Raw genomic sequence first — 15,972 nt, 5'->3', positions numbered from 1 at the left:
CTTTTTATGAATTCATTTTTCTATTATAAATATAAAGTGCACTTAAGAGCCATACTATCATTGGAAGTAAAATAGATACTTCTGGAGTCACTATACCACCATTAGTAAATTTAAATAGCATAAAGAATATTCCCCAAACCACTAATGTTCCAAAAACAGAAGAAGAAACAAATCTTCCCATATTAAAAAACCGACTATTTAAAGAAGCATAAGCAAATGTAAGTAAAATAATAGGAACAACAAAAAACGGAACTACTATTTGATTATATAAAGCTCCTCTTATCTTATCTGTATTTATTCCTTGATTTGACAATAGTATTAAAGCTGATACTGCATCAAAAATAGAAAAGTTTGATTTTGATTCATATACATTATCTAAAATTTTAGGTCTAAAACCTTCTAAAGTATGTAAAAATTTCTCATACTTTACATCTAACTTAGCATCATTTTGTTCTAGATTTGATGGTTTAGTAATGATTTTTGCATCTACTACATACCATCTATCATTTTGAAAATAAGCATCTTTTGCAATTATTGTTTGAGTAATATCATCATTCTTTACTTTATAAATATGAATATTTTCAGCTTTTTTTTCCAAAGGTAATAATTTTTCAAAATATATATAATTATCATTATATTTTAAAAAAATATCTGACTTGGTATTTGTAAAATACTCTCCTTTTGCTATCTTTCTTTTTTGATCATAAGAATAAGCCAAAGGTGTGGCTTGTAATAAAACCAATAGTGCAATTAAGAATAATGATACTTTAACAACTGGTGCATAGATTTTGCTACTTGCACTTCCTACAGCATTAAAAGCAACTAGTTCATTATTTTTAATAAATAAAACTAAAGTAATAATCCATCCAAAAATAATAGATAATGGCAATGCAAGCGTTAATGTAAAAAAAGCATTATATAGAATATATAAAAGCTGTAAGTTAGCTGAGTTTGGCAAGTCTTTAAAGTTTTGTAAAAAATCAATCCCTACGAAAAAAAGTTCCAAGGAGATTAAAACAATGATAAAATTTAGTAAGTATTTCTTTAAAATATATTTAGTTAATATGCTCATCTTATTTCAATGTAAATTTAGATTTTACTTGAGCGATGTCTTCCCCACTTTTAAGTGCTTCAATCGCTTTAATAGTATGAGGTATTATATCTTGTAGTTTATTTAATTCTTCTTTTGAAAAGTTATCTAATACATAATTTACAACTTCACTTTTATTTGCAGGTTTACCAATACCTATTCTAATTCTTATATAATCTTTTCCAATATGTGAATCTAATGATCTTAGACCATTATGTCCACCATGACCTCCACCTATTTTGAACTTAACAGTTCCAAAAGGTAAATCTAAATCATCATGAATAACAATAATATCTTCTAAGTCTATTTTATAATACTCTTTAATAGCATGAACTGCTAATCCTGAGTTATTCATATAAGTTGTAGGTTTTGAATATAGGCTATAGCCTGATTTTAAAAGTGTAGAATGAAAATTTGATTTGTTTATATTTGCAGTTGTAAGACCTTTAGTTATCTCATCGATAACTAAAAAGCCTACATTATGTCGTGTCAATTGGTATTTTTCACCAATATTTCCAAGACCAACTATTAAGTTCATAAATCTAAAATTACTTAGCTTTAATTATACCAACAACTGGAACTCTTGGGTCTAAGTGACAAGTAACATTTTCTGGTAACTCTAAATCTCTAATTAAGATGTTGTTTCCAACGTCTAAATCAGTTACATCTAAAGTAAAGTTTTGTGGTAAATCTTCAATTGTACATTTTACAGGAACTCTTTTAGTGTGAACCATTAAAAGACCTTTGTTTTTAATACCTTTTGCAAGACCTGTTGCAATTACAGGAACTTTATAAGCGGCTTTAACACCTGCTTGTGCTACCATTAAATCAACGTGTAATAAATCAGAAGTGATTGGACATCTTTGGTACTCTTGAACTACTACTTTAATCTCTTTATCTCCAACTTTTACATCAAATGCTAAACTATCTTTATTTTTCATAAATCTAATGAAGTCATTTCTTTTGAATGCTGCTGAAATATTCTCTAAACCTTTTCCGTAGATGTTTGCAATTAAGAAACCTTCTCTTCTTAAAGTTTTTGTTGCTTGTTTTGTCATACTATCTCTTACGATACCCTCTAACATAAACGATCCTTGTTTTAAATTTGAAGCGCGATTCTACCTGAAACTAACTTTAAGTTTGTTTAAGTTTTAGATATTTATAAGTTTAACTTTTTGTAATCGATTTTTAGATAATATATCTCATTAAAATTAACAAATAATAAGGGTTAAACTCCATGACAGTAATAGACGGGAAAGCATTATCTGCGAAAATCAAAGAAGAAGTAAGAGTTGAAGTTGAAGAACTTAAAAATAAAGAAGGAATAACACCAGGTTTAGCTGTAGTACTAGTTGGTGACGATGCTGCAAGTGCAACTTATGTAAATAGTAAACATAAAGCTTGTGAAAATGCTGGAATTTATTCAGTTGTTCATACTAAACCATCATCTACAACTCAAGAAGAGTTATTAGAGTTAATTGATGAGATGAATAATGATTCTAAACTTGATGGTATTTTAGTTCAATTACCACTTCCAAAGCATATTGATACAACTACTGTATTAGAAGCAATTAATCCATTTAAAGATGTAGATGGTTTCCATCCATATAATGTAGGAAGAATGGTTTCAAATTTAGATTCATTTATACCTGCAACACCTTTTGGTGTAATGAGAATGTTTGAGGAAAACAACATAGAATTAAGCGGTAAAAATTGTGTTGTTATTGGTTCATCTGATATTGTTGGTAAACCAATGGCTTCTTTACTTACAAATGCAAAAGCAACTGTAACAGTATGTAACTCAAGAACAAAAGATTTATCAGCTCACACAAAAGCTGCTGATATTGTAATCATTGCAGTTGGTGTTCCGCACTTACTTAAAGGTGATATGTTAAAAGATGGTGCTGTTGTTATTGATGTTGGAATTAATAGACTTGATACAGGTAAACTAACAGGTGATGCTGACTTTGAAGATTGTAAAGAAAAATGTTCATTTATTACACCCGTACCTGGTGGAGTTGGACCAATGACTATTGGTATGCTACTTAAAAATACTCTTAAAGCTGCAAAATTAAGAGATAAAAGAGAAGGTACAAATGCTTAGAAAAATTTATGACTGGTCCTCTTCATGGACTGGTACAATTGTAATAGTACTATCAATTATTTTCTTTGTAGCGCAAGCTTTTGTAATTCCTAGTGGTTCAATGAAAAACACTTTATTAATTGGAGATATGCTTTTTGTAAAAAAATTTTCTTATGGAATAGCAACACCTAGAATTCCTTGGATTGAAGTGAAAGTTTTACCTGACTTTAATGACAATGGACACTTAATAGAAGGTGATAGACCACAAAGAGGTGATATTGTTGTATTTAGATACCCTAAAAATGAAAAGATTCACTATGTAAAAAGAGCTGTTGCTACTGGTGGAGATATTATCGCTATTCAAAAGAAAAATCTTCTTTTACACCCTAAAGAAGGAAATGAATTTGTAAAAGCAAACTATCCAAAAGAGAGTATCATAGAAGTTGGTGATAGATTATGGGTTATAAATCCATATAAAAAAGATCATCCAGGAATTCACACAGACCCAAGTGTTGTAAATAATGGTTTAAACCCAAGTGAACTATTTAATATGATGCCTATAAAAATCCCAGAAGATGAAACTTTTATGATGGGTGATAATAGAGACCATTCAAATGACTCAAGGTTTTGGGGAACAGTTCCATACAAATATATAGTTGGTAAGCCATGGTTTATTTACTTTTCTTGGGATGACAACTACGAAATTAGATGGGATAGAATGTTTAAATCTATTGAAACAATAGAAGAAGATATGGAAAATAAAGAGTTTAAAATAGAACATAAAGAAGGAATTTATTAATGAAGTATTTTATTGGAGCTGACCATGCTGGTATTGATATTAAAGCTTACGTAAAAGAGTTGTTTGAAAAAAGAGGTCATGAAGTTATTGATTTAGGACCTAACAGTAAAGATAGAGTTGACTATCCTGATTTTGCTGCAAAAGTATGTGAAAATGTTTTAGAAAATGAAGGAAGCAAAGGTATTTTGATTTGTGGTTCTGGAATTGGTATGAGTATGGCTGCAAATAAATTTGATGGTATTAGAGCTGCACTTTGTCACAATGAATACTCAGCTCAAATGGCAAGAGAACATAATGATGCAAATGTTATTTGTTTAGGTGAAAGAGTATCTGGCTATGGTATGGTTGAAGCTATAGTTGAAGCATGGAATGAAGCCTCTTTTGAAGGTGGAAGACACGAAGGAAGAGTTGAAAAAATCAATGCTTTAGGAAAAACAGGTTCTTGTAGAGCATAAAACTAAAATAAAAAAGGATTTTTAATGAGAGAGCCTTGGGAAATATACCTAATGATGTTTATCGTTGTAGCCTTAATACTACTAGGGAAAAAAATGATGTTTTTTGGTGATGATAAAAATGACCCAAAAAATAAAAACAAATAACTTAAAAATTCTACATAATTTGAAAGCTTATATTAAATAAGCTTTCAAACTTATTCTTTAACTATTAAAAACTGTATTTTAAATTTGCGTAAAAATATCTGCCTGGATCATTTAATAATTCTGTTTGTCCTAAACCTATATACTTAATATCATTATAAGTATTTGTTGATGTATACGTTTTATCAAAAATATTATCAATCCCTAATGTAAAGCCAATATTTTTAGTAATATTATTACTATACTTTGTATTTACAACAGCATATCCACCTAAGGCTTGCTCACCATTATCTGAATCAAAACTATCCCAACTATCAACAGCTATAATTTCAGTTGTAAATTTAGCATTACCTTTTTCATAATTAACTGCGAAGTTTCCTTTAAGTGGTGCAATTTCAGCTAAATCTTTATCTGCAAAATCTCCATCTTTTTTACCTCTTTGATATGCAATACCATAATCAAAAGATAATTCATCACTTAAATAGTAAAAACCACTAATATCTAAACCATAAATTTTTGCATCAATATTTGTAAATGTTCCTGTATTATAAATATAATCTTCAAGTTTTGAATAAAATGCTTTTGTTCTAATATTAAAGTTTCCTATAGTCTTTTCAAATCCTAAATCTAATTCATAGTTTTTAGTTTGGTCTAAGTCATCATTTCCACTACCCGCATAATATAACTCTCTTGCATCAGGAACTCTTGAAGCTTTTCCTAATCCGGCAAAGTATTTAGTATTTTCATCTGTATTATAAGTAGCAAATATATTTGCATTTAAAGAAGTATATTTTTTATCATTACTTGTTGAACTTATAGTATCAATATCAGTATAATCATATCTTGAACCAAACTCTAAATCTAATTTACCAAATGTTTTTTGTATTTTTGCAAATAAAGCTTTATTTGTTGTATCAGTTGATGCTAAACTTGTAGATATAGATGTTGGAACAACTACACCAGTTGCAGCAACACTGGCAAACTTTTGTCCTTTCCAATTTCTTTGACTAGCATCTAAACCAAAAGTGTATAAAGTATCTGAAAACTCCATACTATTTTTAATTTTAAGTCCTTTAATTGAGCTTTTCATATGATTCGTCATATATTTGTCTCTCATCATCATGTTTGAATTTAAATCATAATTTCTTAATCTTGTACTCATTGGATGATCAACATTTGAATAATAATAATCTAAACTCAGCTCTTTAGAGTATTGTCCTAAATCTCTTTTTATATATCCAAAAGTATAAATATTTGAATCATCATAATCAGCATCCATTGGAGTATTTGGATATAGAACATTATCACTTCTATTTGCATTGTAAGATAGTTTTATTTCACTACTATCATCTATATTAAAAATAAGCTTTGTTAAAAGTGTCTTTTTTTCATATGCTTCTTCTTTATCATTTGAGTATTGGCTAAAACCTCCAACACCATTAGCTTTTTGTTGTTCTAAAAAGTCATTTCCATTTCCATCTTCATATTGGTCACTTTTTTCAGTTGAAGCAGAAACTAAAACTTTTACCTTATCATTTCCACCACTTATATTTGCACTTAGCTTTTGATATCCAAAGCTTCCTGCTCCTGCATTTATTTCACCTTTGAACTCTTTAGTTGGCTTTTTAGTATTTACTTTTACTTTACCACTTAATGTACCAAAGTTTTCAACATCATAAGGCCCTTCAATAACCTCAACGCTTTCTATGTTATTTGATAACACATGAGAAGTTGGTGGATCCATTCTATTTGGACATGCGCCATAGATTTTTGCATCATCAATCAAGATGTTAATATTGTCTTTCTTTTGACCTCTTAAAATAATATCATTAGCAATACCACTTCTTCTTACAATAGAGATTGATGGTATATTTTTTGTAAGAGATTCTGCTAAATCAGCACTTTTAATTTGCTCATTACTTACATCTTTTACTATCTTAGCATTTACTTTTTCTTGAACTTCTATTTTTTCAAGTTTAATAGTATCATTTGCACCTAAAATGCTCGCAGCGCATAAAAGTGAAATAGTAGTGATTTTTTTCATAATTTTCCTTGATAAACTTTTCTTGAATTATCTAATATAGGTGTTAATTTAATATTAATTATTAGTTAAATAAATGTTAAGTTTGGTGAAACTTTGTTATAATCCAAAGAAAAAAAGGATAGATATTGAGTAAAATCACCCTTGATGTAGATAAACAAAATTTAGATACTGTTTTGACAATTTTAAACAACCTAAAAGCAGGTTTAATAAACAATATAGATGTTGATCAAAAAGGTATATTAAATAAAATTCAAAATAAAAAAGCTGTAAAAAAACAAGCTGTTTTAGAAGATGAGTTTATATCAAAACCTACAAACTCAAAATATTTATCAAGAGATGCTTTTAAACAAAGATTGAATAATAAAAAAGGATAGAAATGCAAATTTTAATATTTTCATTACTTATTATTGCATTAATAATTTATGTGGTTTATAAGATAAAAAAGATATTTACAAAAAAAGAGTTAATTAGTTTTGTAAGTATAGTTGTTTTAGCTATAGGAGGATTATTTTATTTTAATCACTTACAAGAAAATAAACTGCCAAATGCTTTTAAAGCATACTATTTAGATGAAAGAGGTATTAAAATAGAGAAACTCTCTATTAATCAATCAAATATAGAAGTTTTAAGTAGTAGCAAACAAATCTATGATTTTATTTATATTATAAATAAAGATAGTAAAGAATTAGTTTGTGAGGCAAAAGACGTTGAAGCTCAAAGAATAGAAGATGAGTATGTTTTCAAAAACTTCAAAGAAGAGTGTAGATTAAAATAGTAGATAAATATCTACTATTTTAATAACTACTGAGGTTTAAAAGATGATTTTGTTTTACATACATGAGGGAAAAGACAATTATCACAATCAGGTTTAACTGCCTTACAAATATACCTTCCAAATAAAACCATTGCTTGATGGAAAATATGTAAATCATCCCCTTTTAATCTTTTTACTAAATCAGCTTCCGTTTGGTCAACATTTTTAGCATCGCTAAGACCTAATCTATGTGAAACTCTAAATACATGAGTATCAACAGCCATTAGATTAGCACCTTCAAACTCAATCATAAACACATTTGCAGTTTTATTTCCTACACCTGCTAATTTCATAAGTTCTTTTTGATTATGAGGAATTTCACCATCAAAATCTTCTAATACACTTTGTGCCATTTTGATTATGTTTTTTGATTTATTGTTAAAAAACGAACATGATTTTAGTAACTCTTTTACATCTTCTAAATTTGCAATAGCAAGTTCTTTTACACTTGGATACTTCTCAAAAAGTGCAGGTGTTATTATGTTTACCCTTTTATCAGTACATTGCGCTGATAAAATAATAGCTATCAATAACTCATAATCATTTTTGTAATCAAGTTCAGTAACAGCATCTGAGTATTTTTCAACAAATGCTTCTTTTATAATTTCTATATCTTTTTTTGTTGCTTTTTTCATATTTTCTTCACTTTATCAATTTCATCTCTTAATCTAATTGCTTCTTCAAAGTTTAAATCTTTTGCAGCTTTTTTCATTTGTTTATTTAACTCTATTAATATCTTCTTTCTCTCTGCGGCTGGCATTTTTTCCATTTTATCTTTTTTCCAAGCTAAATCATCATACTCTTCAAGTTTTAAATTTTGATCTAATCTTCTTTTTGTTGATGTTGGTGTAATGCCATGCTTTTTATTATGTGCTTCTTGAAGTTCTCTTCTTCTAGCTGTTTCATCAATTGCAAACTGCATTGAATTTGTTATTCTTTTTGCAAAAAGAATAACCCTACCATTTTGATTTCTTGCAGCTCTACCTATTGTTTGAATAAGAGAAGTTCTACTTCTTAAAAACCCTTCTTTATCTGCATCCAAAATAGCAACTAGTGAAGTCTCTGGAATATCAAGTCCTTCTCTTAGTAAGTTAATACCAATAAGTACATCAAATTCACCAAGCCTAAGCTCTCTAATAATTTGATTTCTTTCTATTGCATCAATTTCAGAGTGCATATATTTAACTTTTATTCCTAAATCAGAATAGTATGAAGCTAATTCTTCTGCCATTTTTTTAGTTAAAACTGTGATTAAAACTCTTTCATCTTTTTCAACTACTCTTTTAACCTCATCAAAAAGCTTTTCAACTTGATGTTCACTATCCATAATCTCTATTTTTGGGTCAAGTAAACCTGTAGGTCTAATAATCTGTTCAGCTACCACCGCACTTTTTTCAATTTCTAGTTCATTTGGTGTTGCAGATACAAATAAATATGAAGCTTTTCTACTTATAAATTCATCAAACTTTAAAGGTCTATTATCTAAAGCACTTGGTAATCTAAAACCATAATCAACTAAAACCTCTTTTCTTGATCTATCAGCAGCGTGCATTCCTCTAAACTGAGGAAGAGATACATGTGACTCATCAACTATTAGCAAAAACTCTTCATGCATTGATTCAAAATAGTTCATAAGTGAATATGGTGTTTCACCTGGCTTTTGACCTGTAAGGTGTCGTGCATAGTTTTCAATTCCCTTACACATACCCGTTCCCTCAATCATCTCTAAATCAAACTCAACTCTTTGTTTTAATCTTTGATGCTCAACTAATTTATCATTAGCTTTTAGATTAATAAGTCTTTCTTCTAATTCTTCTTCTATTTGCTTAACTGCTGTTGCTAACTTGTCATTTGATACAACAAAAGGGTTTACAGAATAGATAATAACCTCATCTAATTCTTTCACCTTATCATTTGTTAAATACTCATGTTTAGTAATCGTTTCAACTTCATCACCGAAAAACTCAACTCTAATAAATTCATCTTCATAATAAGCAGGGAATATATCAATAACATCTCCATTTACTCTAAAGTCTGATCTATCAAAGAATTTATCATTTCTTTTGTAACCCATTTCTACAAGTTTCAGTAGAAATTCTCTCTGAGAATATTCAAAGCCAACTTCAATTCTTTGAACCATTGCTTTATACTCTTCTGGATTACCTAAACCATAGTTAGCTGAAACAGATGCAATAACAATAACATCATCAAAGGATAAAAGAGAAGCTGTCGCACTAAGTCTTAATCTTTCAAGTTCAGCATTAATTGATGAATCTTTTTCAATAAATAAATCACTTCTTGGAATATAAGCTTCAGGTTGATAATAATCATAATAAGAGATAAAGTACTCAACATGATTGTTTGGGAAGAACTGCTTAAATTCAGAGTATAATTGAGCAGCTAAAGTTTTGTTATGAGTCATTATAAGTGTAGGCTTTTGAGTTTTCTCAATAACCTTTGCCATAGTGTAAGTTTTACCACTACCTGTTACACCTAGTAGTGTATTATATTGGTTTCCATCTTGGATACTTTTACTTAAAGCTTCTATTGCTTTTGGTTGATCTCCTGCAGGAGAGTATTCTGATTCTACTTTAAATTTTGCCATGGGCGATTATATCGAATTGAAGCTTTTTTAACTATTTTAGAAATCTCTTTTTATTTAGTATAAAAAAGAAAAGTATTGATATTTCTCTTCCTGAAAGAATCATATCTTTACAAAGTTCATCTTTACTTTTACTTATATCGACATCATATAAATACTTTTCTAAAATATCTTCTACTTTTAATAAAAATTCTTCTTTTTTCATTTCATATATAAAAGGATGAAAACTATCTTTACTAACTTCAACATTTAAATTATAATCCATTTTCAAAAGATATAAAAGTATAGATACTTGCCAAGTATGCCATTCAACTTTATTTAAACTATGTTCAGATCTATTTGCATAATCTACCGCTTTAAAAATATCAAATATTTTACTAGAAGCTTTTATCAATGTTAGAGTATTAAAATCTTGGATTTTTGAGGGAATTGGTAAATGTGATATTTCTATCTTTTCTTTTTCTTCTATATCATTTGTATCAATCTTAATTGAGTCTGAACATTTAGATTTATTATTAAAAATAAAATAAGTTACAATAAAAATTAATACTAAAATAAAAACAATAAAACCAAAGAACATTAAGTTCATAAAGGTTCTCCTTCAAATTTTTCATTTCTAAAAACTGTATATTTATTATCACAACATAAAGATGGAATATTCACATAAGTTTTATTATCTATGTTATAAGTCTTACCTTGATGATAATGACCTTCGATAATTATATCACTTTTATAGTTACTAATTCTTTTAATAGCTAGGGATTTGAAGTCCTTTATAAGATGACAGATGTTTTTTTCTAAAAGTGCATTATCTATTTTTTTAGAAATAATATTATTAAAGTCTATAAGATTTAAAAATTTTAGTAAAGGCCCATTTCTTATTATCTTACAGTATAAATCATAGTGCCAATTTATAAAATTATCCCCATGGGATAAAGCAATACTTTGCTCTTTATATTTTATTATTAATGGTTGTTTTTCTCTTTTTATTACCAATATATTTGGAAAAAGTTTTGCAAGATTATAGTCATGATTTCCTTCTAAATAAACTATTTGTATCTCCTTTGATAATTTATTTAAAATTTCTATTAATTCTTGGTTTTGCTTGATAAAATATTTACTTTCACCTGAAATAAAATCAAAATTATCGCCCATTAAAAAAAGTTGTTTTGTTTTTATTTCTTGATTTTCAAGTTTTTTAAGAAAGCTTTGGAAGTGCCTATTTTTTTTATTGAAGTGAGAATCAGCTACAAAAATAGCTGATTCTTCTAATTGTATATTATGGTACATATGCAATTTTAGGAATACCCTCACCCTCTTCAAAGCCACACATGATATTTGCATTTACCACAGCTTGAGATGAAGCTCCTCTAAGTAAGTTATCTATTGATGAGTTTATAAATAAAGCTTTTTTATTTCTATCAACAAAAATATCACAATAGTTTGTTCCTGCTGTTGATTTTAAATCAACAGGAGTTTCTCTAATTCTTACGAATTCACTATCATTATAGGCATTATTTAATATCTCTTTTACATCAACTTCCTCTTTTAGTGTTGCAAATACAGATACAATCATACCTCTTGTTACAGGCAATAAATAAGGTACAAAGTTGATTTGACAATCAACATCTTTTAAAAGTTTAACTTTTTCTTCTATTTCTGGCATATGTCTATGTTTAAATGGATTATAAGAGTGACAATTTTCATTTAAATGACCAAAGTGTGTAATCTCTTTTAAACCTTTACCTGCACCACTCATTCCTGTTTTTGCATCAATAAAGATTTGTGCATCTGCATCAATAACATCCATAAAAGGAAGAAGTGCTAAAAGTGCTGCTGTTGGGAAACATCCAGGGTTTGCTACTAAATTTGAAGCTTTTAGTTCTTCACCATAATACTCAGGTAATCCATAAACAGAATCTTTTATATGCTCTTTATCTTCATGAGGACAATAATGTTTTTCATATGTTTCTAAATCAAGTCTGTAATCAGCCGATAAATCAACTACTTTTACACCTAATTCTAAAAGTTCTTTTGCGAAAAACATAGAAGTTTTGTGAGGTAATGCTAAAAAAGCTAAATCAGCAACTTTTGAAACTTCTTTAGCATCAGCTTTACTCACTTCAATATCAATTACATCTTTTAAACAAGGATGTAAGTCTTGTACATTTTGCTCTCCTGTAGAGTTTGCAATATATGTGATGTTAAATTTAGGATGATTGATTAAAATTTTTACTAATTCTAAACCAGTGTAACCACTAGCTCCAATAATTGCTACATTCATTATAAACTAAACTCCTTGTAAAATACTTCTAAAATTTCAAAAGTTCTTGTAGTTCCTGGTAAAGTAGCAGTAACTTCATCACCCTCTTCTTTACCTAAAAGCTGTTTTGCTAAAGGAGAATTAAATGAGATAAGACCTTTTTCAGCACTTGACTCAACTCCACCTACAATTGCATATGTAAACTCTTCATCTGTTGCAGTATCAACTAATTTTACAGTTGATCCAAAACTTATTCTATCATGAGGAAGTGTTGAAGGATCAATAATCACTGCCTTTGAAATAACTGCACCTAATTCAGCAATTTGAGCATCAATTAGTGCTAGTTTATCTTTAGCTGCATGATATTCTGCATTTTCTTTTAGATCACCAAGTTGTCTTGCTTCATCTAATTCAATTACAGTATGAGGTCTTTCTTTAGATTTTAAAAAGTCTAATTCCCCTGTAATTTTTGCATATCCTGCATTTGTCATAGGTTCTTTTTCCATCAACATCTCCAATAAATTAATTTATGATATAATACCCAAAAATTTTAAAAGAGTAGATTATATGCAGTATGATAGAACTATAAAACTTTTTGGTCAAGATAAATTTGACAAATTTAAAGATGTAAACCTTATACTTTTAGGTGTTGGTGGAGTGGGAAGCTTTGCTTTAGATGCACTTTACAATACAGGGATAAAAAACATTACAATAGTTGATTTTGATACTTATGAAGAATCAAATATGAATAGACAAATGGGAAGCCATGGAAACATTGGTAGAGTTAAAGTAGATGCTTTAAAAGAAAAATATCCAGAAGTTACAGCAATTCATGCAAAAGTTACTCCTGAGTGGATTGACAATTTTGATTTTTCACAATATGATTATATATTAGATGCAATTGATGATGTAACACCAAAAGTTCATCTTATCAAAAGATACTACACAAAAGTAATTACTACAAGTGGTGGTGCTAAAAGAATAGATCCAAGTAAAATTGAATTTAAATCTATATGGGACACATACAATGACCCATTTATTAAGAAAATAAGAACACAACTTAAGAAAGAAGGCTTTAAAAGAAAATTTAAAGTAATATTTTCATCAGAAAACCCAAACTGTATAGAAAAAGGAAGCTTTGAGGGAGTAACAGGTTCTTTTGGTCTAATGATGGCATCGGTTGCAATGCAAAAGATTCTAAGAAAAATGGAAAAATAACTTAAAGTTACTTAAAGAATAAAAGATATATAATATTAGTATAACAAATAAAGGATTCTCATGAGTGGTATTAGTGGTAGTGTTGAGCAAATGACTCAAGGTCATTTACGAAACGTTCAACAATTAGCTGTTTTTTACACTGGTCATAATAATATTTATGCAATTAATATAGCAAAAGTAAAAGCTTTCATAATCAGAGATGAAGTTACTATTAATGATACACCAAAAGAGAGTGATGTAATTGCGGGTATTGCCACTATTAGAGGTGAACCTGTAACATTAATCAACCTTGATGTATGGTTAGGCCTTCCTGCTTTAGATATAAGTGAATATAAACTTATTATCTATTGTGAGTTTAATCATAAAAAAATTGGTTTCTTAGTAAAAGATATGCTTGATATTGTAGAAAAAACTACTGATCAATTAAGACACTCAGAAGAAACTAATGCAAGAATCACTTACACAACTTACGTAAAAGTTGATAATAATGATGAACTATGTACAGTATTTAATGCCGAACAACTATTAAGAGATGTGGGTTGGACTGATGATGGTGAAGATGATGTTAGAAAATATGTTGAAGATAAACTTGATGGCTCAAAACTTATCTTAGCAGCTGAAGATTCAGGTGTAGCAAGAGAAGTTTTAAATAAATTCTTTAAAAGAACAGGTGTGAGATTTGAAGTATACACAGATGGTACACAGCTTTTAAAAAGAATTGAAGAATTAGAGCCTAAAGATATTGGTATGGTTATTACTGATATTGAAATGCCTGGGACTGATGGTTTCCAAGTTGCTTCATTTATTAAAAATAATAGTAAATATGAACATATTCCTGTTATTGTAAACTCTTCAATGACAACTGATGCGGTAAGAGGAAAAATGAATCAAATTGGTGTTGATGGATTTGTTGGTAAAACTGATATTCAATCACTTTACGATATGACAAAAAGATTCTTATAAAAAAAGCAATAAGTTAAAACTCATTGCTTTTTATTCTATATTTTAGTTAGCTTCTTACTTAGAAGCTAACCACTTTTTAAACTCTTCTATTTGATAAACAGTTTGTTTTGTTGATGTTCCACCTAATGAAGTTCTAGCATTCATAGAGTTTCTTAAATCTAAATACATTACTATTTCTTCACTAATATCTTTTAATTCATCATTTGAGCTTCTAATCTCATCAATTGTTAATTCACTAATATCTTTATTTAAAGAATTAGCTTGAGCAACCACATCTTTTGTAATATAATAAGCTGTTCTAAATGCCATATTTTGTTTTTGTACTAAATAATCAGCTAAATCCGTAGCACTTAAGTGACCTATTTTACAAGCATTTTCCATTTTATCTACATTTACAATCATAGTTTTAATAACTTCTGTTAAAATTTTAAGTGAGATTTCTATAGTTTTAACAGAATCAAAAACACCCTCTTTATCTTCTTGAGTATCTTTATTATATGCTAATGGTAAACCTTTCATTACTGTAAGAAGTGAGATTAAGTTTCCATAAACTCTTCCTGTTTTACCTCTTAATAATTCAGGTACATCAGGGTTTTTCTTTTGAGGCATAATAGATGAAGTTGTAGCATACTCATCTGACATTCTTACAAATTGGAATTCATAAGAAGACCAAGTAATTAACTCTTCTGAGATTCTACTAATATGCATCATAGAAGTTGAAATATTAAATAAAATTTCTAGTGCAAAATCTCTATCTGATACAGTATCCATAGCATGAGCTGTAGGTGCAGTAAAACCAAGTTTTTGGCAAGTTGAATTTCTATCTATATTATGAGGAGTTCCAGCAAGTGCTGCACTTCCAAGTGGTGAATAATTATTTCTCTCATACGAGCTTTCAAATCTCTCTAAATCTCTTTTAAACATATTTGCATACGCTAACATATGATAAGCAAAGTTTAAAGGTTGTGCGTGTTGTAAGTGAGTCATTCCAGGAATTAATGTTTCAGTATGTTTTGAAGCTACATCTACAAAAACTTCAACTAATTGTTTTAATTGATCTTTAATACTTAAAGATTTTTCTTGTACATAAAGTCTAAAGTCTGTTGCAACTTGGTCGTTTCTACTTCTAGCTGTATGAAGTTTTTTACCAGGCTCACCTATGATTTCTGTAAGTCTTGACTCAACTGCCATATGAATATCTTCTGTAGCTAATGTAAATTCAAATTTACCTGATTCTATTTCTTCTTTTACTTGAAGTAAACCATTTTCAATAGCTTCTTGTTCTTCTTTTGTAAGAACTCCTTGCTCCCAAAGCATTTGTGAGTGAGCGATACTTCCTTTTATATCTTGAGAGTACAACTCTTTATCAAACATAATAGACGCGTTAAATTCATCTAAAATTTGAGCATTAGTATTTTTTAATATTTGATTATTTTGATTTGACATTTATATCCCTATATTATAATAAGCTTGTTTTGGCGTATTATAACATAAGTGATA

Annotated in this window: 18 protein-coding genes; 7 read left to right on the top strand and 11 right to left on the bottom strand. The window is 28.6% G+C overall.

From position 1 onward, the window contains the following. Positions 1-4 precede the first annotated feature (4 nt). Genes NJU99_RS04210 through NJU99_RS04200 form a run of 3 tightly spaced genes read right to left on the bottom strand, consistent with a single transcriptional unit; the run spans position 5 to position 2,175 of the window. The gene (locus NJU99_RS04210) at positions 5-1,072 is read right to left on the bottom strand and encodes an LptF/LptG family permease (RefSeq protein WP_254577479.1); all 1,068 of its coding nucleotides are present in this window, start codon (positions 1,070-1,072) and stop codon (positions 5-7) included. A gap of 1 nt (position 1,073) precedes the next feature. Further along, positions 1,074-1,628 carry an aminoacyl-tRNA hydrolase gene (gene pth / locus NJU99_RS04205; protein ID WP_254577478.1) on the bottom strand — a complete coding sequence of 185 codons (555 nt, stop codon included), beginning with the start codon at positions 1,626-1,628 and terminating at the stop codon, positions 1,074-1,076. Between the two features lie 10 nt (positions 1,629-1,638). After that, the gene (locus NJU99_RS04200) at positions 1,639-2,175 is read right to left on the bottom strand and encodes a 50S ribosomal protein L25/general stress protein Ctc (protein ID WP_254577477.1); all 537 of its coding nucleotides are present in this window, start codon (positions 2,173-2,175) and stop codon (positions 1,639-1,641) included. A 152-nt stretch (positions 2,176-2,327) separates the two neighbouring features. On the opposite strand from NJU99_RS04200, the gene folD reads away from it, so the two are divergent. Genes folD through rpiB form a run of 3 tightly spaced genes read left to right on the top strand, consistent with a single transcriptional unit; the run spans position 2,328 to position 4,427 of the window. Beyond that, the gene (folD, locus tag NJU99_RS04195) at positions 2,328-3,194 is read left to right on the top strand and encodes a bifunctional methylenetetrahydrofolate dehydrogenase/methenyltetrahydrofolate cyclohydrolase FolD (RefSeq protein WP_254577476.1); all 867 of its coding nucleotides are present in this window, start codon (positions 2,328-2,330) and stop codon (positions 3,192-3,194) included. Further along, entirely contained in the window at positions 3,187-3,972 is a 786-nt protein-coding gene (gene lepB / locus NJU99_RS04190) for a signal peptidase I (protein ID WP_254577475.1), read from the top strand. Before folD ends, lepB begins: the two co-directional genes overlap by 8 nt. Continuing rightward, complete coding sequence (gene rpiB / locus NJU99_RS04185) at positions 3,972-4,427, top strand: ribose 5-phosphate isomerase B (RefSeq protein ID WP_254577474.1); 456 nt, start codon at positions 3,972-3,974, stop codon at positions 4,425-4,427. Before lepB ends, rpiB begins: the two co-directional genes overlap by 1 nt. 208 nt (positions 4,428-4,635) lie before the next feature. On the opposite strand, the gene NJU99_RS04180 is transcribed toward rpiB, so the two are convergent. Beyond that, positions 4,636-6,612 (bottom strand): TonB-dependent receptor, encoded by a 1,977-nt coding sequence (locus NJU99_RS04180; RefSeq protein ID WP_254577473.1) that lies wholly within the window; start codon positions 6,610-6,612, stop codon positions 4,636-4,638. Between the two features lie 125 nt (positions 6,613-6,737). On the opposite strand from NJU99_RS04180, the gene NJU99_RS04175 reads away from it, so the two are divergent. Together NJU99_RS04175 and NJU99_RS04170 are read left to right on the top strand one after the other, a co-directional pair. Then, complete coding sequence (locus NJU99_RS04175) at positions 6,738-6,986, top strand: hypothetical protein (protein WP_254577472.1); 249 nt, start codon at positions 6,738-6,740, stop codon at positions 6,984-6,986. Positions 6,987-6,988: 2 nt separating this feature from the next. Further along, positions 6,989-7,387 carry a hypothetical protein gene (locus tag NJU99_RS04170; RefSeq protein ID WP_254577471.1) on the top strand — a complete coding sequence of 133 codons (399 nt, stop codon included), beginning with the start codon at positions 6,989-6,991 and terminating at the stop codon, positions 7,385-7,387. A gap of 26 nt (positions 7,388-7,413) precedes the next feature. On the opposite strand, the gene nth is transcribed toward NJU99_RS04170, so the two are convergent. The 6 genes from nth to greA are packed head-to-tail and all read right to left on the bottom strand — an operon-like array spanning position 7,414 to position 12,797. Next, positions 7,414-8,061, bottom strand: a complete 648-nt coding sequence (gene nth, locus NJU99_RS04165) for an endonuclease III (RefSeq protein WP_254577470.1) — start codon at positions 8,059-8,061, stop codon at positions 7,414-7,416. Further along, complete coding sequence (gene uvrB, locus NJU99_RS04160; protein ID WP_254577469.1) at positions 8,058-10,031, bottom strand: excinuclease ABC subunit UvrB; 1,974 nt, start codon at positions 10,029-10,031, stop codon at positions 8,058-8,060. The genes nth and uvrB overlap by 4 nt, the downstream gene beginning before the upstream one ends. 31 nt (positions 10,032-10,062) lie before the next feature. Then, on the bottom strand, positions 10,063-10,617 hold the full coding sequence (locus tag NJU99_RS04155; RefSeq protein WP_254577468.1) for a hypothetical protein: 555 nt from the start codon (positions 10,615-10,617) through the stop codon (positions 10,063-10,065). Beyond that, on the bottom strand, positions 10,614-11,318 hold the full coding sequence (locus tag NJU99_RS04150) for a UDP-2,3-diacylglucosamine diphosphatase (RefSeq protein ID WP_254577467.1): 705 nt from the start codon (positions 11,316-11,318) through the stop codon (positions 10,614-10,616). Before NJU99_RS04150 ends, NJU99_RS04155 begins: the two co-directional genes overlap by 4 nt. Beyond that, entirely contained in the window at positions 11,308-12,312 is a 1,005-nt protein-coding gene (gene argC, locus NJU99_RS04145; RefSeq protein WP_254577466.1) for an N-acetyl-gamma-glutamyl-phosphate reductase, read from the bottom strand. The genes NJU99_RS04150 and argC overlap by 11 nt, the downstream gene beginning before the upstream one ends. Beyond that, entirely contained in the window at positions 12,312-12,797 is a 486-nt protein-coding gene (gene greA, locus NJU99_RS04140; protein WP_254577465.1) for a transcription elongation factor GreA, read from the bottom strand. Before greA ends, argC begins: the two co-directional genes overlap by 1 nt. Before the next feature lie 61 nt (positions 12,798-12,858). On the opposite strand from greA, the gene NJU99_RS04135 reads away from it, so the two are divergent. Next, positions 12,859-13,509 carry a tRNA threonylcarbamoyladenosine dehydratase gene (locus NJU99_RS04135; RefSeq protein ID WP_254577464.1) on the top strand — a complete coding sequence of 217 codons (651 nt, stop codon included), beginning with the start codon at positions 12,859-12,861 and terminating at the stop codon, positions 13,507-13,509. Between the two features lie 60 nt (positions 13,510-13,569). Continuing rightward, the gene (locus tag NJU99_RS04130) at positions 13,570-14,472 is read left to right on the top strand and encodes a chemotaxis protein CheV (RefSeq protein ID WP_254577463.1); all 903 of its coding nucleotides are present in this window, start codon (positions 13,570-13,572) and stop codon (positions 14,470-14,472) included. Between the two features lie 54 nt (positions 14,473-14,526). On the opposite strand, the gene argH is transcribed toward NJU99_RS04130, so the two are convergent. Then, complete coding sequence (argH, locus tag NJU99_RS04125; RefSeq protein ID WP_254577462.1) at positions 14,527-15,918, bottom strand: argininosuccinate lyase; 1,392 nt, start codon at positions 15,916-15,918, stop codon at positions 14,527-14,529. Positions 15,919-15,972: the final 54 nt, after the last annotated feature.

The organism is Arcobacter roscoffensis, assembly GCF_024267655.1.
Classification (GTDB): Bacteria; Campylobacterota; Campylobacteria; order Campylobacterales; family Arcobacteraceae; genus Arcobacter_B; species Arcobacter_B roscoffensis.
This window is presented reverse-complemented; position numbering and strand designations above follow the sequence as displayed.

Excerpts from the sequence above, each read along its gene's own strand:
- NJU99_RS04210 (WP_254577479.1), bottom strand. The coding sequence starts at position 1,072 with ATGAGCATATTAACTAAATATATTTTAAAGAAATACTTACTAAATTTT.
- pth (WP_254577478.1), bottom strand. The coding sequence starts at position 1,628 with ATGAACTTAATAGTTGGTCTTGGAAATATTGGTGAAAAATACCAATTG.
- NJU99_RS04200 (WP_254577477.1), bottom strand. The coding sequence starts at position 2,175 with ATGTTAGAGGGTATCGTAAGAGATAGTATGACAAAACAAGCAACAAAA.
- folD (WP_254577476.1), top strand. The coding sequence starts at position 2,328 with ATGACAGTAATAGACGGGAAAGCATTATCTGCGAAAATCAAAGAAGAA.
- lepB (WP_254577475.1), top strand. The coding sequence starts at position 3,187 with ATGCTTAGAAAAATTTATGACTGGTCCTCTTCATGGACTGGTACAATT.
- rpiB (WP_254577474.1), top strand. The coding sequence starts at position 3,972 with ATGAAGTATTTTATTGGAGCTGACCATGCTGGTATTGATATTAAAGCT.
- NJU99_RS04180 (WP_254577473.1), bottom strand. The coding sequence starts at position 6,612 with ATGAAAAAAATCACTACTATTTCACTTTTATGCGCTGCGAGCATTTTA.
- NJU99_RS04170 (WP_254577471.1), top strand. The coding sequence starts at position 6,989 with ATGCAAATTTTAATATTTTCATTACTTATTATTGCATTAATAATTTAT.
- nth (WP_254577470.1), bottom strand. The coding sequence starts at position 8,061 with ATGAAAAAAGCAACAAAAAAAGATATAGAAATTATAAAAGAAGCATTT.
- uvrB (WP_254577469.1), bottom strand. The coding sequence starts at position 10,031 with ATGGCAAAATTTAAAGTAGAATCAGAATACTCTCCTGCAGGAGATCAA.
- NJU99_RS04155 (WP_254577468.1), bottom strand. The coding sequence starts at position 10,617 with ATGAACTTAATGTTCTTTGGTTTTATTGTTTTTATTTTAGTATTAATT.
- NJU99_RS04150 (WP_254577467.1), bottom strand. The coding sequence starts at position 11,318 with ATGTACCATAATATACAATTAGAAGAATCAGCTATTTTTGTAGCTGAT.
- argC (WP_254577466.1), bottom strand. The coding sequence starts at position 12,312 with ATGAATGTAGCAATTATTGGAGCTAGTGGTTACACTGGTTTAGAATTA.
- greA (WP_254577465.1), bottom strand. The coding sequence starts at position 12,797 with ATGGAAAAAGAACCTATGACAAATGCAGGATATGCAAAAATTACAGGG.
- NJU99_RS04135 (WP_254577464.1), top strand. The coding sequence starts at position 12,859 with ATGCAGTATGATAGAACTATAAAACTTTTTGGTCAAGATAAATTTGAC.
- NJU99_RS04130 (WP_254577463.1), top strand. The coding sequence starts at position 13,570 with ATGAGTGGTATTAGTGGTAGTGTTGAGCAAATGACTCAAGGTCATTTA.
- argH (WP_254577462.1), bottom strand. The coding sequence starts at position 15,918 with ATGTCAAATCAAAATAATCAAATATTAAAAAATACTAATGCTCAAATT.